Origin of the sequence: Streptomyces sp. HD, assembly GCF_028369295.1 — a bacterium.
In the GTDB taxonomy this organism is placed as follows: Bacteria; Actinomycetota; Actinomycetes; order Streptomycetales; family Streptomycetaceae; genus Streptomyces.
This window is the reverse complement of sequence record NZ_JAQMYP010000005.1, coordinates 51,588-68,781: the sequence shown is the minus strand read 5'-3', so window position 1 is coordinate 68,781 and position 17,194 is coordinate 51,588. Positions and strand designations below refer to the sequence as shown.

Sequence of the window (17,194 nt, the reverse complement as noted above, 5' to 3'; positions counted from 1 at the left end):
TACCATCCGTTGAGTGACAGCGGGAAGCGACTCGGTTCTCGAACTGCTGCCGATGGTGTTCGCCGCCCCGAACGACGCGCTGGCGAGGGCGGAAGGGGTGCTCGACGCCGATCCGTCGCCGTGGCATGCCTCCGTCGCCCACCAGGTGATCGGGATCTGGCAGCGGGACTGGGGCGACATGCGTATCGCCCTGTATCACCTGCGGCGTGCCCGGGATCTCGCGGCACGCGCGGATTCGGCCGACCGGGAGGCGGACGCCCTGGCGGCGCTCGGGGTCGCATTGGTGCATTCGGGGCGCACTCAGCAGGGGCTGGCCGCGCTGGAGCGCGGGATCGTGCGCGGCAGCGGGCACACCCGCGCCCGGGTGCTGTTCCGCCGCGCGTACGCACGCTGGGTCCTGGGCCACCACCGGGAGGCGCTGGAGGACGTACGCAAGGCGATACCCGTGCTGCGGCAGGCGGATGACGTCATCTGGACGGCGCGGGCGCTGACCCTGCGTGCGACCGTGCATCTGGCGCTCGGCGCGGTGGACCGGGCGGATGCCGACTTCACGGCGGCGGAGGCGCTGTGGGACACCACGGGCCAGGAGCACGACAAGGCCGACGCGGTGGAGAGCCGGGGGCTCGCGGCGTTCCGGTCGGGCGACATCCCGGCGGCGCTGCGGCTGCTCGACGAGGCCGAGGAGCGGTACGCCCAGCTCGGCACGCCGACCTTCATGCTCAACATCCGGCGCTGCGAGGTGCTGATGGCCGCCGGGCTGGCCCCGGAGGCACTGGCCGAGGCCGACGCCGCGATCGCCGTGCTCGACAGCATCGGCGGCCAGTCCACCCGCAAGGCCGAACTGCTGCTGGCCGCCGCGACCGCGGCCCGGCTGGCGGGCGAGGCGCACACCGCGATCGCCCGCGCCGACATGGCCGTGCGGCTGTTCACCGGGCAGCGGCGTACCTGGTGGGAGACCCATGCCCGGCTGGTGCTGATCGAGGCGCGGGTCGCCGCCGGGCGCAGTTCGGGGCGGCTGGTCGCCGACGCCGCCGCGGTGGCGGAACGGCTGGCCTTCTTCGGCGCGCCGGCCGCGCCGGAGGCCTCCCTGCTCGCCGGCCGGATCGCGCTCACCCTGGGCTGGCGGGCCGACGCCGAGCAGCATCTGGCCGTCGCCGCCCGCAGCCGGCGCAGCGGGCCGCCACTGGCGCGGATGACGGGCTGGGCGGCGCAGGCGCTGCGGGCCCGGGCTGCCGGGTCGGGGCGCGGTGTCCTGGAGGCCTGCCGGCGTGGCCTGGACGTGCTCGACGACCACCGGATGACGCTGGGCGCCTCGGAGCTGCGCGCGCGTGCCACCGCGCAGGGCGCGGAACTCGCGGCGCTGGCCCAGCAGGCCAGTCTCGACTCCGGCAGTCCGCGGCGGCTGCTGGTGTGGAGCGAGCGCTGGCGGGCCACCGCGCTGTCGACGCCGCCGACCCGGCCGCCGGCCGACCCCGAGCTGCAGAGCGGACTGACCGCGTTCCGGGAGATCGCGGCCCGCGCGGAGGCCGCCCGCATGGACGCCCGGCCCGTTCCAATGCTGGAGCGTGAGCAGCGGCGCCTGGAACGGGAGATCCGCTCCCGGACGCTGCACATGCGCGGCGACACGCCCGGCGACGGCGACCGATTCGACCCGATCCGGCTGCTGCGGCGGCTCGGCGACGACATACGGCTGGCCGAACTCGCCGTGCTGGACGGGCGGGTTCAGGTGCTGCTGTGCGGGCAGGGCCGGGTACGCCGGTACGAGGCGGGGCTGCTGGCCGAGGCGGAGACCGAGGCGGAGCATGTCCAGGCCGGGCTGCGGCGCCTGGCCCATCCGGGTGCGGATGCCCGGCTGCCCGTCGTGGAGGCCGCGGGGCGGCGCCTGGAGGAGCTGCTGCTCGGTCCTGCCGCCGCGCATCTCGGTGACGGCCCTGTCGTGGTCGTACCGCCGGCCCGGCTGCACCGGGTGCCGTGGGCGCTGCTGCCGTCGCTGCGGGAGCGGGTGCTCAGCGTGTCGCCGTCGGCGAGCGGCTGGCTGCGCGCCCGGGAGACCGAGCCGCCGCCGGGCGGGCGCCATGTGCTGGTGCGCGGGCCGGGGCTGTCGACCGGCGGTGCGGAGGTGCCGCATCTGGCCTGCCGGTACGACGGTGCGGTGGTCCTGGAACACGCCGACGCGCGCGTGCCGCGCGTGCTGGAGGAACTCGACGGCGCCGAGCTGGCCCATATCGCGGCCCACGGCACGTTCCGCGCGGACAGCCCGCTGTTCTCGTCGCTGCGGATGGCCGACGGGCCGATCGTGGTCCATGACTTCGAGCGCCTGGACCGCAGCCCGTACCGGATCATCCTGTCCTGCTGCGACACCGCCCGCTTCGCCTCCGTCGGCGCCGACGAACTGCTCGGCCTGGTCACCGCCCTGCTGCCGCTCGGCACGGCGGGAGTGGTGGCGTGCACGGCACCGGTCAACGACGCCGCGGTGGTGCCGCTGATGCTCGCACTGCACAAGGGGCTCAGCGACGGCCTCTCCCTGGCGGAGGCCCTGCGCGACGCACGAGCGGCCCTGCCGGGCGACGCGCTGCACCAGGCGACGGGGTGGGCGTTCTCGGCGTTCGGGGCGGCCTGACGACGCGGCCCTGAGCAGTAGGGCTTGCTCGGCACGGCTTGGTCGGTACAGCCCATTCGGCATGCCTTGGTCGGTCCAGCTCGGCCGGTGCGGGCTGGTCGGCACGGCCTCGTCGCCTCCCTCACGCCGGCTGCGCGTCCGGCAGCTCCACCAGCCACGGCAGGGCGCCGCGGTCGCTGGCGCCGAGGCGGGCGTAGGCGCTGTAGAGGTGGTTGCCGACCGTGCGGACGGACAGGGTGAGCTTCTCGGCGATCTGCCGGTTGCTCAGGCCGGCGGCCGCCAGCGTGACGATCTGCCGTTGCCGGGCGGTCAGTTCGCCCAGGACCAGCCCGGACAGTGCCGGGGTTCGGGCGCCCTGACAGCGACGGGCCAGGGCGACGGCACGCGTGCGTGCGGTGCGCGCGGCGCGCGGGTCGCGGTGGGCCCGTACGGCCTGGGCGTGCGCCTCGGCCGCGAAGAGCAGGAAGCCGCGCTCCTCCAGCTGTTCGGCCACCCGGTCGAGCGCGGGACCGTCGCCCTGGGCGAGCGCGGCGGCGTGCGCGGCGAAGACGCCCGTGAGACGCCCCTGGGCGAGCTCGGGGCTGCCACGCCGGACGGCGTCGTACGCGTCGCCGGTGATCGCCTCGACGGCGACGCCCACGTCCTGCCGGACCGCTTCGACGGCCGTACCCGAGCCATCGACGACCGCCGCATCACCCGTGCCCGAGCCACCTGCGACCGCCTCAACACCTGTGCCCGAGCCATCGGTGACCGCGACACCCATGTCCGCGTCGTCAGTTACGGCCGCCTCGACACCCGTGCCCACGTCGCGCGTGCCCGACCCCGCCGCCCGGTCTGCAGTGTCGCGGGCCGTTGTCAGCCGGGTGACCGCCCCACCCCCGTGGGGGCGGCCACCCAGGATCTTGTGCGCGGCCGTCGTATCTCCCGACTGGGCCGCGGCGAGGGCGAGTTCGAGGCGGCAGGACGGGTCGCCGGTGCCGTCCCGCAGCCCCTCGCGCGCCCATGCCGCCGCCTCGCGCAGCTCGCCGCGCAGCCGCGCGAACCGGGCCCGTACGGCGGCGTATCCGGCCGGCACCGGTACATCCTCGGCGACCAGCCACTCCCCCACGGGTGTCGGCGTCGCCCGTACGTCCGCCCGCTCGATGCGCCGGGTCAGCGCGGCGCGCTCGGCGTCGAGGGCGGGGCCGCACTGGTCCGGCGTACGCGACAGCCGCCTCGCCCGCAGCCGGCCGGCCGCGGCCCGCAGCACCGGGCCGTGCAGGGGGTGGGCGAGGCGGACGGCGCCCTGGTCGTCGACGCGGACCAGGGCGTCGGCCTCCAGGTGCTCCAGGGCACGCAGATCGAGTTCGTCGAGGTCCAGGGGCAGCGGCTCGGCGAAGGCGAGCCGGTCGAGGGTCGCGCGCTCCTCAAGGCCTGTGCGGTCGAGGACCGGTGCGGTGCGTTCCCGGACGGTCGGGGTGAGAGGCACGGGGCCGCGCCACGCCCACTCGCCCGAGTCCGGGACACGGGTCAGCAGCCCGCGCTCGCGTACCGCGTCCACCAGATCGCGCAGCAGCCGCAGGTCGCCCTGGCACAGGCGGTGCAGCCGGTTGACGGTGAGCGGATCGAGGGCCGCGGCCCCGGTTCCGCCCGCCAGCAGCCGGGCGGTCTCCTCGCGGGGCAGCGGCTCCAGGGTGAGGCGGGGCAGGAGTTCGCCGGTCCACAGGCGGGCGACCGCGCCCGGGACCGGGGCGCCCTCGGTGGTGACGACCAGGAGACGGGCGCGTCCCTGCACGGCCAGTTGATGGACCAGGGCGGCGGAGGCGTCGTCGAGCAGATGGGCGTCGTCGACCAGCAGCAGCCGTACGCCGGACAGGTGCTGGAACGCGCCGTGCAGGGAGGCGGTCTCGGGCACGAGGTGGGCGAAGGCGGCGAAGCGGATCCGGCGGGTCTCGGGGGTGCCGGCCACTCTGGCGCAGTCGGTGCCGCGGACGGCCTCGGTGACGAGTCGGGTCTTGCCGCAGCCCGCCGGGCCGGTGATCACGATGCCGTGCCGTCCGGCGGCCAGCGCGCCCCGCACCAGGTCGAGTTCGTCCTCCCGGCCGGTGAAGGGCCAGGGCAGTTCCAGTGTCTTCGCGTCCCGTTCCCAATTCGTCACGCCAGTAGGAGCACGGTGACTCACACTTGATACACAGGTACTTGAGTAGCCCTCGACTCAGGCGCCCGTGGCGGGGCGACGGCACCCTGTTCGCATGACCGCACGCTACTGCTCCCTCGCGCAGGCGTCGGCCCCCGCCTTCGCACCGGGGCTGGCCGCCGAGCGGCTCAGTGCGCTCATCAGCGGACACCGTATGTGGGTCAACGGCACGGTGCTGCATTACCACTTCTTCGACCGGGACTCCGACGGATCGGCGATCCCCGACCCGGAGACCGGGCAGAACCGGCAGGTGTCGTGGGTCGGCAGCAAGGAGCAGCGGGACGTCGTGCGGGAGTGCTTCCAGGAGTGGCAGGACCTCGGTATCGGGCTGTCGTTCGTGGAGGTGGGCGACCGGTCGGAGGCCGAACTGCGCATCGGGTTCCAGCTCGGTGACGGCTCCTGGTCGACGGTGGGCAAGGACGCGCTCCAGGTCGGCCTCAACGAACGGACCATGAACTTCGGCTGGGACCTGACGGTGCCCGGGGAGCGCGGGACGGCCCTGCACGAGGTCGGGCATGCGCTCGGCATGCTGCACGAGCACCAGAGTCCGTTCGCCGGCATCCACTGGGACGACGAGGCCGTGTACACGGATCTGGGGGGCCCGCCGAACTACTGGAGCCGGGACACGACGTTCTTCAACATCCTGCGCAAGCTCGACCCCAACGAGGTCAACGGCTCCGTCTGGGACCCGCACTCGATCATGGAGTACCCCTTCTCGGCCGGGCTGATCCTGGAGCCGGAGCAGTGCCGCGGTGGCCTGAACCCGCCGGGTGTGCTCTCCAAGGCCGACAAGGAGTTCGTCTGCCGCTGGTACCCGCCGGCCGAGACGCCGGGGCCGCGCGACCTGGTGCCCTTCCGTTCGGTGCCGCTGCGGCTCGGCCCGGCCGAACAGGCCGACTTCGTCATCGAGCCGCCGGAGACCCGCGAGTACACGCTGGGCACCTTCGGCGACAGCGACACGGTCGTCGTGGTCTTCGAGGAGCGGGACGGCGAGCCCCGCTACCTCACCGCACAGGACGACGGCGGCACTCCGCACAACGCCACCGTCAAGGCCCGCCTGGTCAAGGGCCGCCGCTATTTCGTCCGGGTACGGCTCTATGCCAACTGGGGCTCGGGGGAGACAGCCGTCATGTGTTGGTGACGGCACGGCCCCAGTGCAGCGCACGGGCACGACAGTCCACAGTCCGGCGCCGGGGGATGTGGCCGGGGAACGCCACCTTCGGGGGAGGGTGACGTTCTCCGGCCACGCCGTCGTCCATGAAGAGCCGGGCCCGTCACCTGCGTTGCCACTCCTCCGCCAGGAGCTCGTACGACCGCACCCGGTCCGCGTGGTCGTGGGTGATGGTGGTGATCAGCAACTCGTCGGCACCCGTGGCCTCCTGGAGCTGTTCCAGCTGATCCGCGACTCGGCTCGGCGATCCCACGAACTGTGTGTCGACGCGGTCCTGCACCAGTTCTCGGTCTTCGTCGCTCCATGCGCGGGCGCGCGCCTCCTCCGGTGTCGGGAACTCGATGGCACCCTCGGCCGTGCGGATGCTGCGGACCCACAGGCCGTAGCCGGTGGCGAGTTCGCGGGCGGTGGTGTCGTCCTCGGCGACGACGACGTCGGCGGAGACGCTGACGTACGGCTTGTCGAGGACCTCGGAGGGCCGGAAGAAGGAGCGGTAACCCTCCACCGCTTCCAGGACCGTGGCGGGACTGACGTGGTAGTTCGCGGCGAAGCGCAGTCCCCGGGCGCCCGCGACCTCTGCGCTCTGGCCGCCGCTGCTGCCCAGGATCCACAGCTCCACGTCTGCGCCTTCCCCCGGTACGACGTGTGCCTCGGCGCCCTCCGGGGAGCGGTAGGTGCCGGCCAGCAGGGCGAGGATGTCGTCGATCTGTTCGGCGTAGTCCTGCGATTCGGCGTTCGGCAGGAGGAGGAGTCGGCGCTGGAGGGCGACACGGGGTGAGCCCAGGAGGCGTTCGAAGGAGAAGCGGGGTGGGATGAGCAGGCCGTTCGGGGCACGGCCGTCGATGACCGGGAGGGTTGTCGGCGCGGTCGCCTTCTCCCCCGGCGGGCGGCCGCCCGAGCGGCCCAGGCCCAGGTCGAAGCGGCCGGGGTGCAGCGCGTCGATCAGGCCGAACTCCTCCACCGTGGACAGCGCGGTGCGGTGGCCGAGCTGTACGGCGCCGGAGCCGAGCCGGATCGTGGAGGTCGCGGCGGCCGTGAGGGCGAGGACGACCGCCGGGGACGTACCCGCGACGCCCGGGTTCAGGTGGTGCTCGGCGAACCAGTAGCGGGCGTAACCGAAGCTCTCGGTCTGCTGGGCCAGGTCGATGGAGTTGCGCAGGGCATCGGCGGCCGTCGACCCGGAGGCGATCGGGACGAGGTCGAGGACGCCGAGAGGGATGTCAGACATGGACCGGCTCCTCTGCGGTCGGTGATGCCGGAAGTACCGGTCCCCATGCGAACGGCGGGTCCGGGATGTCCTTGCGCAGCACCGGCGCCACCGCCGACTGGAAGAGCTCCAGCGAGTCGCGGTGCCGGGTGTCGGTGAGGCCGTTCGCGTCGGCTTGCACGTGGACCGCCGTGTGTCCGAACTGCTCGTGGTAGCGGTGCACCTTGTCGATGACCTGCTGTGGGCTGCCGATCAGGGCGGAGCTGCGCTCGACGAAGTCCTCCAGGGTCTCGAAGACCACGGGCAGGCCCGCCTTCTTGAAGAAGGCCAGGTTGGCCTCGAAGACCGGCCGGTACGCGGTCAGCGCCTGCTGGGAGGTCGGCGCCACGTGGATACCGGCTGTGCCGGCGCCGATCGCGATGTCGTCGGGGTCGTGGCCGTAGTGCTCCCAGCGCTCGCGGTAGTGACGGATCAACTCGGCGTACGGCTCCATGGGGTTGCTGACATTGGCGGAGAACAGCGGGTCACCGTAGCGGGCTGCCAGGTCGACCGACTCCTTGCTGGTGGCGCTGCCGTGCCAGACCCGGACGGGTTGCTGGTAGGGCCGGGGCCACACCTCGGCGTCCGTCAGCGGCGGGCGGAAACGGGTTGCCGCGGTCACCTTGTCCTGCCGCCAGATCCGGCGGAAGACCTCGTAACTCTCGGCGTTGCGCTCCCACTGCTCCTCGGGCGTGACGTCGAACAGGTCGCGCTGGGCGGCGCCATTGCCCTTGCCGATGATCAGGTCCAGACGGCCCGCGGAGAGGTGGTCGAGGGTGGCGTAGTCCTCGTAGGCCCGGACGGGGTCCAGGAGACTGAGGGTCGTCACGGCTGTGAACAGCCGGATCCGCTTCGTCCGAGCCGCCACGTGGCTCAGTACGACGGCCGGGGACGACGAGATGAACGGCCGCTCGTGCCGCTCTCCCACCCCGAATCCGTCGAATCCCAACTCCTCGGCGAGCAGGGCGTTGTCGACGACCTCACGGAAGCGGTCGTGCGTCGGCTTCCTCACTCCGGTGACCGGATCCGGCCGGTGCACGATCAAGGTGATGGCGATGAACCTCACGACGCGACCCGATCGCTGCGGACAGCGTCCCGGACGTCGTCCGGGTGGGCGAGACCGAGGTGGTCGCGCAGGGTCGTGCCCTCGTACTCCGTGCGGAACACACCCTGTTCCTGGAGCAGCGGGACCACCTTGTCGGCGAACTCGTCGAGGCCGGTCGGGGTGATGTGCGGGACGAGAATGAAACCGTCGGAGGCTTCGGCCTGGACGAAGTCGTTGATGGTCCTGGCGAGGGTGGCCGGGGAACCGACGAAATTCTGCCGGTTGCCGGTGTTGATGACGAGGTCGCGGATGGACCACTTGTTGGCGGCGGCCAGTTCGCGCCACTCGCGGGCGGTGGCCAGCGGGTCCCGGTACATGCGGACCTGGGCGCGGCCCTTGGAGATGTGGTTGTCGCCGATGTCCGGGTCGACGTCGGGAAGGGGACCCTCCGGGTCGTAGGCCGACAGGTCCCGGTTCCAGACGAACTCCAGGTGCTTGAGGGCGGTGGCTCCGCTGACCTGCCGGCGGCGCACCTCGCGGGCGAGTTCCTCGGCCTCGGCATCCGTGTCGGCGAGGGCGAAGGTCGCGGCGGGCAGGATGAGCAGCTGGTCGGGGCGGCGGCCGTACTTGGCCAGGCGGGACTTCACGTCGGTGTAGAAGGTCTGGCCGGCCTGCAGGGTGCCGTGCCGGCTGAAGATGGCGTCCGCCTCCGCGGCGGCGAACTCACGGCCCTCCTCGGAATCGCCTGCCTGGAAGATGACGGGGCGGCCCTGTGGCGAGCGCGGGACGTTGAACTGCCCGTGGATGTCGAAGTGCTGTCCGGTGTGGACGAAGGCGCCGGCCTTGGCGTCCCGCAGGAAGGTGCCGGTCTCCTGGTCGGCGAGGATCTCGTCGCCGTGCCAGGAGTCGAAGAGTTCGTGCGCCGTGGCCAGGAACTCCTTGGCGCGGGAGTAGCGCTCCTCCTGGGGCAGGAAGCCGCCGCGGCGGAAGTTCTCGCCGGTGAAGGCGTCCCAGGAGGTGACGACGTTCCAGGCGGAGCGGCCGGCGGAGAGGTGGTCGAGGGTGGCGAACTGGCGGGCCACCTCGTAGGGCTCGTTGAAGGTGGAGTTGATGGTGCCGGTCAGGCCGAGGCGCTCGGTGACGGCGGCGAGCGCGGCGAGGACGGTGAAGGTGTCCGGTCGGCCCACGACGTCCAAGTCATATATTTCGCCGCCCTGTTCACGGAGCCTGAGCCCCTCGGCGAGGAACAGGAAGTCGAACTTGGCGCGTTCGGCGGTCCGCGCGAAGTGTGCGAAGGAGCTGAACTCTATGTGGCTGCCGGCCCGCGGGTCGCTCCACACGGTGGTGTTGTTGACGCCGGGGAAGTGGGCGGCCAGGTGGATCTGCTTGGGCGGCTTGGGCGGCTTGGTCATGGCTGCGAGGTCCTTCCGGCTCAGGCGGCGGCGTAGCGGTTGGCGGGGCGGGCCAGACCCAGCAGGCCGCGCAGGGTGTCGGCCTCATAGGCGCGGCGGAAGGCACCCCGGCGCTGGAGTTCGGGGACCAGCCCCCGGGTGATCGCCGGGAGGTCGTGGCCGACGACGGCGGGGCGCAGCCGGAAGCCGGACAGCCCGGCACTCTGCAACTCCTGGAGAACATTTGCGAGTTGGGAGGGTGCGCCGGTGAAGATGAGGGCGTCGCTCGGATACGGCTGTCCCGCGAGCGCGTCGAGTCGTTCCCGGCGCGCCGTCGCGGCGGCGGGGTCGTCGTCGAGGAACACCACCAGGTCGCCGAAGATGTGCAGTGGCTCGGTGGCTCGGCCCGCCGCCTTCTGCTCGGCGCGGATCTGGGCGACGATTGCCCGGGTCTCGTCCGCGTCGTACGGGGTGACGTAGCCGACGTCGGCGGCGCGGGCCACGAGCCGGTACGGGACGGTGTCGTGGGCGAGGGCGCTGACGATCGGCTGGCCCTGCGGCGGGCGGGGTGTGATGGAGGGGCCCTTGACGCTGAAGTGCCTGCCCTCGAAGTCGATGTGGTGCAGCTTGTCGCGGTCGACGAAGCGGCCGGTGGCGGCGTCCCGGATCTCGGCGTCGTCCTCCCAGCTGTCCCAGAGGCGGCGCACCGCCTCCACGTAGTCGGCCGCCTCTTCGACGAGATCGGTCACGACCTCCTGGGAGGCCGGGCTGTCGTATGCCTCGATGCGCGCGATGGTGCGGCGGCCGAAGTGCGCGGCCTCGTTCGGGCGGGCGGTGATCTGCACGCGCAGGCCGGCGCGCCCGGCGCTGACGTAGTCGAGGGTGGCGATGGCCTTGGAGATGTGGAAGGGCTCCGTGTGGGTGGCGACCACCGTCGGCACCAGACCTATGTGCCGGGTCAGCGGGGCCACTCGGGAGGCGATGAGGAGGGCGTCGAGGCGGCCGCGTACCTGGTCGGTGCGCTCGTCCGGGTCCAGGAAGTGGGAGGACTGCGGACCGAGGCCGTCCTCGATGGTCACGAAGTCGAGCAGACCGCGCTCGGCCTCGGTGACCAGGTCGGCCCAGTAGGCGGCGGTGAACAGGTCCCGGGGGCGGGACACCGGCTCGCGCCAGGAGGCGGGATGCCAGCCGGTGCCGTCGAGGGCGACGGCGAGGTGCAGGGGGGAAGGGGGAGTTGAGGACACGAGGCAGTGCCTTCCTGGAAGTCCGTGACGAAGTCGCCGGCCCTCGCTCAGGGGTGGGCGCGGCGTTGGAGCAACGGGGTCAGGAGCAACAGAGCGCGCCGGCGACGCGCTGGAGGTCGATGTGGGGCCGGGAGTGGAGATGGACGGCGTGGGATATGTGCGTCACGTCCGCCACCTCCGTCCATCGCGTCGCGCGCTTCGGCGCCTCGCACATCTCGTCGTGAGTCACAACGCGCCGATCTGGGCGGGTGTTCCCGGTGTGCGCACAAGACCAATGGTCGAACGGCGGCGCAAGGTGAAGCCGATTGACTCGTACAGGCGGATCGCCGGGACGTTGTCGGCTGCGGCGGGCAGGAACAGGGTCTCACCGCGGTCGCGGATGCCGGCGGCGACGGCGCGTACCAGGCGGGTCGCGAGGCCCAGGCCGCGGCGGTCGGGGTCGGCGCAGACCGCGCTGATCTCGGTCCAGCCGGGCAGGCGGAGGCGTTCCCCGGCCATGGCGATCAGCCGGCCTCGGTGCCGGATGCCCAGGTAGGTGCCCATGTGGACGGTCCGCTGGAGGAAAGGGCCCGGTTTCGTGCGGGCGACGAGGTCAGGGATCTCGGGCACGTCGTCGGGTCCGAGGCGGACCGCATCGGGGGCGGGCTGGGCTCGTAACGAGGTGTCGACGAGCCGGACACCCTCTCCGCCGTCGGCGATCTCCCAGCCGTCGGGCATCCGGTCGAGGGGCTTGACACGCACGACGGTCCCCGGCCCGACGAGGGTGCACAGGTCGGCCCAGGCGGCCGGATCGGCGAGGGCGGCGAAGGCGTAGACGTCGGACAGGTAGCGGGCGGCGAGGCCGACGTGCTCGGCGATGGTGGTACCGCCCCATGCCCTCAAGGCCATGGGGAGGGCGTGCGGACCGTTCAGGGCGGCCCAGACGGCGCTGTCGAGAGGGTGCGGTCGAGTGGCGGGCGGGGCTCCGCCTCCGCGGACGTCGATCGGGTGTGTCACGGAGGCGGAGTCCTTTCCCCATGCAGCGTGCGTGTCGTACCGGTGACCTGGTGAGCCGTCAGGAGTTGTCCAGCGGCAGGCCGGGCGGGTTGACCTCCGACTCGGCCACGGCCTCGCCCGAGAGGTTCCAGGCGGCGAGCCACTTCGCGTACTGGCCGTTCTCGATCAGGTGGTTGATCGCGGCGGCGAGGGGCTTGGCGAGGCCGCTGTCCTTCTTGACGGTCGCGGCGATCAGGCCCTGGAGGGTCGCTCCGGCGCCGGAGAACTGGCCGGCGATCCTGGTCGGGTTGGGCGTGCTCGCGGTCTGGGTGACGTGGTAGGAGAGGTTGGGGCTGGGGCCGAAGTAGGCGTCGATCTTGCCGCTGTTGAGGGCCAGGTAGGTGCTGTTGTTGTCCTGGAAGTACTTGACGGTGAGCTTCTTGCCCTCGCTCTCCAGCTTCTTCTTCCACTCCAGCAGGATCCGCTCCTGGTTGGTGCCCGCGCCGACCGAGACGGTCTTGCCGGCGAGGACCTTGTAGTCGCCGTCGAAGCCGAACTTCGAGTCCTTGAGTGCCTCGAAGGCGAGGTCGTCCTTGCGGTAGGAGGCGAACTCGTACTTCTGCTTGCGCTCCTCGGTGTCGGTGATGTTCGAGAAGCCGACGTTCACCTTGCCGCTGTCGATACCGACGAAGAGGTTCTCCCAGGTGAAGCGCTTGACCTCGGGCTCAAGCCCGAAGACGGCGGCGACCAGCCGGGCCAGGTCGACCTCGGAACCGGTGAGCGTCTTCTGGTCACTGCCCGTGAACCCCAGCGGCGGAGCCCCGGAGGGCAAGGTGCCGGAGCCGATGACGAGCTTGCCGCTCTTCTTGACCGCGTCGGGGAGTTGGGCGCTGACGGACTTCACCTCGGAGACCTTGAGGGTGGTCTCCTTGGCGGCGCCGTTGGACACACGGCCCACGGTCACCGTTCCGGCGCTGTCGGCCGTCCGGGTGGCGGCGTCGCTGTCACCACCGCAGGCGGCGAGCCCGGTGGCGAGGGTGGCGACGGTGGTCGCCGCGGTGATGCCGCGTATCAGGCTGCGTCGGGGGAAGTGGGCAGACATGGCCGTCCTTGTTGTTCGGTGAGAGTGGTGAAGGTGGTGCTGTGGGGGGGGGAGTTCATGGGGAGCGGTGTGCTCAGAGGACCTTGCTCAGGAAGTCCCTGGTCCGCTCGTGCCGCGGCCTGTCGAGGACCTCGGAGGGCGGGCCCTGCTCGACGATCCGGCCGCCGTCGATGAAGACGACCCGGTCGGCGACCTCGCGGGCGAAGCCGATCTCGTGGGTGACGATGACGAGGGTGGTGCCGCTGGTCGCCAGGTCCTTGATGACGGAGAGGACTTCGCCCACGAGCTCGGGGTCGAGGGCGGAGGTCGGCTCGTCGAAGAGGATGACGCCCGGGCGCAGGGCGAGGGCGCGGGCGATGGCCACGCGCTGCTGCTGGCCGCCGGACAACTGCCGTGGATAGGCGCCGGCCTTGTCGGCCAGGCCGACGCGGTCGAGGAGGTCGCGGGCGAGGTCCAGAGCCTCGGGCTTGCTGAGCTTCCCGGCCGCCACCGGAGCGGCTGCCACGTTGTCGAGGACCGTGAGGTGCGGGAAGAGGTTGAAGTTCTGGAAGACGAACCCGATCCGGCTGCGCTGAGCCAGGATGGCTCGTTCGCCCAGTTCCTTCAGGCGTTCCCCGTGGCGGCGGACACCGATCAGCTCGCCGTTGAGGCTGACATGGCCGATCTCGGGCTTCTCCAGGTGGTTGATGACCCTGAGCAGGGTGGACTTGCCGGAGCCGGACGGGCCGAGGATCACGGTGACCTCGCCGGGACGCACGGTCAGATCGATCCCGTCCAGGACCCGGTGGGCGCCGTACCACTTGTGCACGTCGTGCACCTCCACGGTGGCGGCCGCGTTCTCGACGGTCTCGGCGCTCATACGGCGGCCTCCCTGCGGATGCGGGCCCTCAGGTCGGTGAGACCGGTCCGCAGCTTCTGAAGCGGGGTCGGCGGCAGGGAGCGGGTGGCGCCCCGGGCGAAGTACCGCTCGACGTAGAACTGGATGACGGAGACGACGGTGGTGAGGATCAGGTACCAGACGGTGACGACCAGCAGCAGCGGCACGATGTCGCCGGGATAGGTGGAGCCCATGGACTGCGCGACCCCGAACAGGTCGAGCAGCGACACGTAGAAGACCAGCGAGGTGCTCTTGATCAGGTCGATGAGCTGGTTGACGTAGTTCGGGGTGATGGAGCGCAGCGCCTGCGGAAAGACGATCTTCCGGAACTGGTAGCCCTTCGGCAGTCCGAGCGCGGAGGCCGCCTCGTGCTGGCCCTGGTCGACGGAGAGGATGCCGCCGCGGACGACCTCGGCCGCGTACGCCGCCTGGTTGAGGCTCAGGCCGACGACGGCGACGGCCATGTCGGTGGCGAGCTTGGACTCGTCGAAGGTGAAGAAGGCGGGGCCGAAGGGGATGCCCAGGCTGAGCGTCTTGTACAGGGCGCTGAAGTTGTACAGGAACAACAGGATGACGATCAGCGGGATGGAGCGGAACGCCCAGATGTAGATCCAGCTGACCGCACGCAGCACCGGGCTCTGCGAGAGCCTGGCCAGCGCCAGCAGGATGCCGCCGAGGAGACCCAACACCGCGCTGTAGGCGGTGACTTCGAGGGTGATGAGCAGCCCGTCGAGGATGGTCGGCCGCAGGAACCAGTAGCCGAAGCGGTCCCACTGGTAGAAGGGGTTGGTCACCAGGCCGTGGACGAACTGGCTGGCCAGGACCAGGACCACCGCGGTGGCGATCCAGCGGCCGGGCCGCCGCAGCGGCAGAACCCGCTGGGCCGCGAGCTGTTTCGGCGGGGTGTCGGTGGGCGGCGGTGCCTCGGCGAGGGAGACGACGGCGCCTGGGGGTTCACTCATGGAGGGCTCCGGCAGGAGTCGGATTTCCCCGGACCCGGCGCAGGGAGTGGCTGCCAACGCCGCAGTGCGGCACATCGGTTCACAGCAGGACGCACGGGTACCGGGGGCTGGGCGGACAACGGCACACCGCCGAGGCGGTGTTCGTCAGAGGATGCGAGGCCGAGAAGAGAGGTCAGCCACTACAGCGGGCGCAGCCCGGTGCGGTACGTGCGGTACACAGTGCGCTGTTGACACGGAGCAGATCGACGGCCCGGTCGGCGACGAGGAGGTCGGCGTACGGCAGTACGCAGCTCTGCGGGCGGCGTACTGCCGACCCGGGAACTGCGTACATGGCGTCACTCACTCTTCCGCCCCTCGGGGGCCTCGCGCTTACCGAATCCCATCCGGTCCGGTCGTCACCTGGGGCACCCCACCGCGACGCGAGGGTTGCCGGTCAGCCAGCCAGGGCTTGTCGCTGACGCTCATGACCATTCTGGGCCGTAAGTAAGACAGTTGCCCGAACGAATGTCAACGCCGGTCCATGGTGTGGAACGGCTCAGGGGCGGTTGACCTGCGGGCGGGTACCGTTCCCCGCCGCGGCGTGGGCCGCCCAGTCCAGGATCTGGACGGCGGCTCCGGCTGCCTCCAGGCCCTGGCAACGGGCATGGTGGCGGCGGGCGATGGCGTCGAGGTCGAGGTGCGCGCCGAAGGCCGGGTGCGCGGCGAGTCGGCGGGCGTAGGCCCACAGGGCGGGATGGGCAGCGATGCGTTCCACCGCGGCGGCGTCCAGGTGGTGCCGGTGGACGGTGTCGAGCTGGACCAGGGTGGCCCACAACTCGACGTCCGCGCCGGTGATCTGATCCCGGATCATGTACTGACGTCCGTCCAGCCACCGGTCCAGCGCGGCCAGTGAACCCACCAGTGTCTCCAGCGCCTCCTCGCGCTCAGCCCGCTCGGCGCCGACGGCACCCGCGCCCTGGGCGGCCTCCTCGATGCCCTGCGCGCACATGCGCTCCACGGTCTCGATCTCCGAATCCGCGCCGCACGGGTAGAGGTCCGGCCGGTCGCCGCTGAAGCGCTGGGCCAGGTCGCGGGTGATGTCGGGCGCGTGCGTGCTCACGATCCGCCCGGACCAGTCGTCGCTCAGGACCGGGGCGGTGGCGGGGCCCTGGTACCGATGGGCACTGGCCTCGTACAGCGGGCGCAGCACCGCATGACCGCTGTCGGGGCTGTCGGGGACCGCGGGCAGGAAGGTCACCGGACATACGTCGTCGAGGCCCAGCAGGCTGTGGACGACGGCGATGCGCAGGCCGTCCGGACAGGCGGTCGACAGATGGAGGCGGTAGCGGCGCGGCACCGCGTAGTGGCCGCTGCGCGCGTCCCGGCCGATCCGGCCCCGGAAGGCGGGGACGGACCGCGCGGACGGGTGGGCGGCCAAGGGTGTGACGGACATGACTCTCCCCGGGGGCAGGCGTGTGGACGTACGCGTGGCGAAAGCGACGTGGGGGCTCAGCGCAGGGGGCTGATGGCGCTGCAGACGCGGAGCAGATCGATGTGACGGCGGGATGTGAGAAGGGGCGTACGGCTCACTCGTCCGGTGACCGACTCAAGGCACCCCATGGTTCCCTACCAATTCACTAGGAATCTTGATTGGAGTGTCGGCCCGCCCGCGGCCGACGTCAAGAGGGCGTCCAGGGTGCGGGCCACGAGGCACCCTTCCGTACAATTTGAACCCGAACGAACGACCACCTGCTTTTGCGTCCGACGGACCCCGTCCGACGCCCCGCGGTCGAAGGAGTGTGCCATGCCCGGCCAACGATCGATCACCGAAGCCGAGAAGCTGGCCGAGGCCAAGCTCGGCGGTATTCCGCTGCACCGGGAGCAGATGGCCGTGGTCGCCAACATCTACCGTGCGGCCTCGACGGTGCGGCAGCACCTGGAGAACTCCGTGCTGCGCGGGGCCGATCTGACCTGGACGGCGTTCGTGGTGCTCTGGGTGGTCTGGGTGTGGGGCGAGTCCGAGACCCGGCATGTCGCGGAGGAGGCCGGGATCTCCAAGGGGACGCTCACCGGCGTGTCACGGACGCTGGAGGGGCGCGGGCTGCTGAAGCGGGCCGGGCATCCGACCGACGGCAGGCTGGTGCTGCTCAGTCTCACCGAGGAGGGCGAGACGCTGATGCGGCGGCTGTTCCCGGCGTTCAACGAGGAGGAGGCCTTCGTCGCCGGGCGGCTCAGCGCCGAGGAGTGCCGGAGCGTGGCGGAGGGCCTGCGCCGGGTGGTGCTCCAGGTCGAGGAGCAGGGCGAGGACCGCAGGCTCGCCCTGCTCGACGGGGCCGAGCCGGCACCGCGACGCAGCGGGCGGCGGCCGAAGGCCTGAGCCCGTTCTTCATGGTCCGAGTCGGGGCA

Annotated in this window: 16 protein-coding genes and 1 riboswitch; of the genes, 3 read left to right on the top strand and 13 right to left on the bottom strand. The window is 71.7% G+C overall.

Annotation, left to right across the window (positions count from 1 at the left end):
- Positions 1–52 precede the first annotated feature (52 nt).
- Positions 53–2,620 (top strand): CHAT domain-containing protein, encoded by a 2,568-nt coding sequence (locus tag POF73_RS06615; RefSeq protein WP_272113764.1) that lies wholly within the window; start codon positions 53–55, stop codon positions 2,618–2,620.
- A gap of 121 nt (positions 2,621–2,741) precedes the next feature.
- On the opposite strand, the gene POF73_RS06610 is transcribed toward POF73_RS06615, so the two are convergent.
- Positions 2,742–4,757, bottom strand: coding sequence for a LuxR family transcriptional regulator (locus POF73_RS06610; RefSeq protein WP_272113547.1), 2,016 nt, complete (start codon positions 4,755–4,757; stop codon positions 2,742–2,744).
- Positions 4,758–4,851: 94 nt separating this feature from the next.
- Between POF73_RS06610 and absR1 the strand changes: the two genes are divergently transcribed.
- A complete protein-coding gene (gene absR1 / locus POF73_RS06605) occupies positions 4,852–5,937 on the top strand; it encodes a beta-glucuronidase AbsR1 (protein WP_272113545.1) in 1,086 nt (361 codons plus the stop codon).
- Positions 5,938–6,070: 133 nt separating this feature from the next.
- Here the strand turns inward: absR1 and POF73_RS06600 are convergent, their stop codons facing one another.
- The 12 genes from POF73_RS06600 to POF73_RS46005 form a co-directional block, all read right to left on the bottom strand.
- Positions 6,071–7,195 carry an MsnO8 family LLM class oxidoreductase gene (locus tag POF73_RS06600; RefSeq protein ID WP_272113544.1) on the bottom strand — a complete coding sequence of 375 codons (1,125 nt, stop codon included), beginning with the start codon at positions 7,193–7,195 and terminating at the stop codon, positions 6,071–6,073.
- The gene (locus tag POF73_RS06595) at positions 7,188–8,279 is read right to left on the bottom strand and encodes an LLM class flavin-dependent oxidoreductase (protein ID WP_272113543.1); all 1,092 of its coding nucleotides are present in this window, start codon (positions 8,277–8,279) and stop codon (positions 7,188–7,190) included. Before POF73_RS06595 ends, POF73_RS06600 begins: the two co-directional genes overlap by 8 nt.
- Positions 8,276–9,670: an NtaA/DmoA family FMN-dependent monooxygenase gene (locus POF73_RS06590; RefSeq protein WP_272113542.1), complete on the bottom strand. Its 1,395-nt coding sequence runs from the start codon at positions 9,668–9,670 to the stop codon at positions 8,276–8,278. The genes POF73_RS06595 and POF73_RS06590 overlap by 4 nt, the downstream gene beginning before the upstream one ends.
- Positions 9,671–9,690: 20 nt before the next feature.
- Complete coding sequence (locus POF73_RS06585) at positions 9,691–10,893, bottom strand: LLM class flavin-dependent oxidoreductase (protein ID WP_272113541.1); 1,203 nt, start codon at positions 10,891–10,893, stop codon at positions 9,691–9,693.
- Between the two features lie 79 nt (positions 10,894–10,972).
- Positions 10,973–11,107, bottom strand: a complete 135-nt coding sequence (locus POF73_RS46010; protein WP_334313583.1) for a putative leader peptide — start codon at positions 11,105–11,107, stop codon at positions 10,973–10,975.
- An 11-nt stretch (positions 11,108–11,118) separates the two neighbouring features.
- Complete coding sequence (locus tag POF73_RS06580; protein ID WP_272113539.1) at positions 11,119–11,889, bottom strand: GNAT family N-acetyltransferase; 771 nt, start codon at positions 11,887–11,889, stop codon at positions 11,119–11,121.
- Positions 11,890–11,947: 58 nt separating this feature from the next.
- Entirely contained in the window at positions 11,948–12,970 is a 1,023-nt protein-coding gene (locus tag POF73_RS06575) for an ABC transporter substrate-binding protein (protein ID WP_272113538.1), read from the bottom strand.
- A gap of 73 nt (positions 12,971–13,043) precedes the next feature.
- Complete coding sequence (locus tag POF73_RS06570; protein ID WP_272113537.1) at positions 13,044–13,829, bottom strand: amino acid ABC transporter ATP-binding protein; 786 nt, start codon at positions 13,827–13,829, stop codon at positions 13,044–13,046.
- Positions 13,826–14,809 (bottom strand): amino acid ABC transporter permease, encoded by a 984-nt coding sequence (locus tag POF73_RS06565; RefSeq protein WP_272113536.1) that lies wholly within the window; start codon positions 14,807–14,809, stop codon positions 13,826–13,828. Before POF73_RS06565 ends, POF73_RS06570 begins: the two co-directional genes overlap by 4 nt.
- Positions 14,810–14,981: 172 nt before the next feature.
- Positions 14,982–15,140 (bottom strand): hypothetical protein, encoded by a 159-nt coding sequence (locus POF73_RS06560; protein ID WP_272113535.1) that lies wholly within the window; start codon positions 15,138–15,140, stop codon positions 14,982–14,984.
- Positions 15,141–15,169: 29 nt separating this feature from the next.
- A riboswitch (SAM riboswitch) is annotated at positions 15,170–15,278 on the bottom strand.
- Between the two features lie 66 nt (positions 15,279–15,344).
- Positions 15,345–16,241, bottom strand: coding sequence for a glutathione S-transferase C-terminal domain-containing protein (locus tag POF73_RS06555; protein WP_272113534.1), 897 nt, complete (start codon positions 16,239–16,241; stop codon positions 15,345–15,347).
- A gap of 56 nt (positions 16,242–16,297) precedes the next feature.
- Positions 16,298–16,408: a putative leader peptide gene (locus POF73_RS46005; protein ID WP_334313581.1), complete on the bottom strand. Its 111-nt coding sequence runs from the start codon at positions 16,406–16,408 to the stop codon at positions 16,298–16,300.
- Positions 16,409–16,592: 184 nt separating this feature from the next.
- On the opposite strand from POF73_RS46005, the gene POF73_RS06550 reads away from it, so the two are divergent.
- Complete coding sequence (locus POF73_RS06550; protein WP_272113533.1) at positions 16,593–17,165, top strand: MarR family winged helix-turn-helix transcriptional regulator; 573 nt, start codon at positions 16,593–16,595, stop codon at positions 17,163–17,165.
- Positions 17,166–17,194 lie beyond the last annotated feature (29 nt).

Bases quoted from the DNA above. Each gene is read 5' to 3' on its own strand.
- POF73_RS06565 (WP_272113536.1), bottom strand. From the start codon at position 14,809: ATGAGTGAACCCCCAGGCGCCGTCGTCTCCCTCGCCGAGGCACCGCCG.
- POF73_RS06560 (WP_272113535.1), bottom strand. From the start codon at position 15,140: ATGTACGCAGTTCCCGGGTCGGCAGTACGCCGCCCGCAGAGCTGCGTA.
- POF73_RS06575 (WP_272113538.1), bottom strand. From the start codon at position 12,970: ATGTCTGCCCACTTCCCCCGACGCAGCCTGATACGCGGCATCACCGCG.
- POF73_RS06550 (WP_272113533.1), top strand. From the start codon at position 16,593: ATGCCCGGCCAACGATCGATCACCGAAGCCGAGAAGCTGGCCGAGGCC.
- absR1 (WP_272113545.1), top strand. From the start codon at position 4,852: ATGACCGCACGCTACTGCTCCCTCGCGCAGGCGTCGGCCCCCGCCTTC.
- POF73_RS46010 (WP_334313583.1), bottom strand. From the start codon at position 11,107: ATGTGCGAGGCGCCGAAGCGCGCGACGCGATGGACGGAGGTGGCGGAC.
- POF73_RS46005 (WP_334313581.1), bottom strand. From the start codon at position 16,408: ATGGGGTGCCTTGAGTCGGTCACCGGACGAGTGAGCCGTACGCCCCTT.
- POF73_RS06615 (WP_272113764.1), top strand. From the start codon at position 53: ATGGTGTTCGCCGCCCCGAACGACGCGCTGGCGAGGGCGGAAGGGGTG.
- POF73_RS06600 (WP_272113544.1), bottom strand. From the start codon at position 7,195: ATGTCTGACATCCCTCTCGGCGTCCTCGACCTCGTCCCGATCGCCTCC.
- POF73_RS06555 (WP_272113534.1), bottom strand. From the start codon at position 16,241: ATGTCCGTCACACCCTTGGCCGCCCACCCGTCCGCGCGGTCCGTCCCC.
- POF73_RS06570 (WP_272113537.1), bottom strand. From the start codon at position 13,829: ATGAGCGCCGAGACCGTCGAGAACGCGGCCGCCACCGTGGAGGTGCAC.
- POF73_RS06590 (WP_272113542.1), bottom strand. From the start codon at position 9,670: ATGACCAAGCCGCCCAAGCCGCCCAAGCAGATCCACCTGGCCGCCCAC.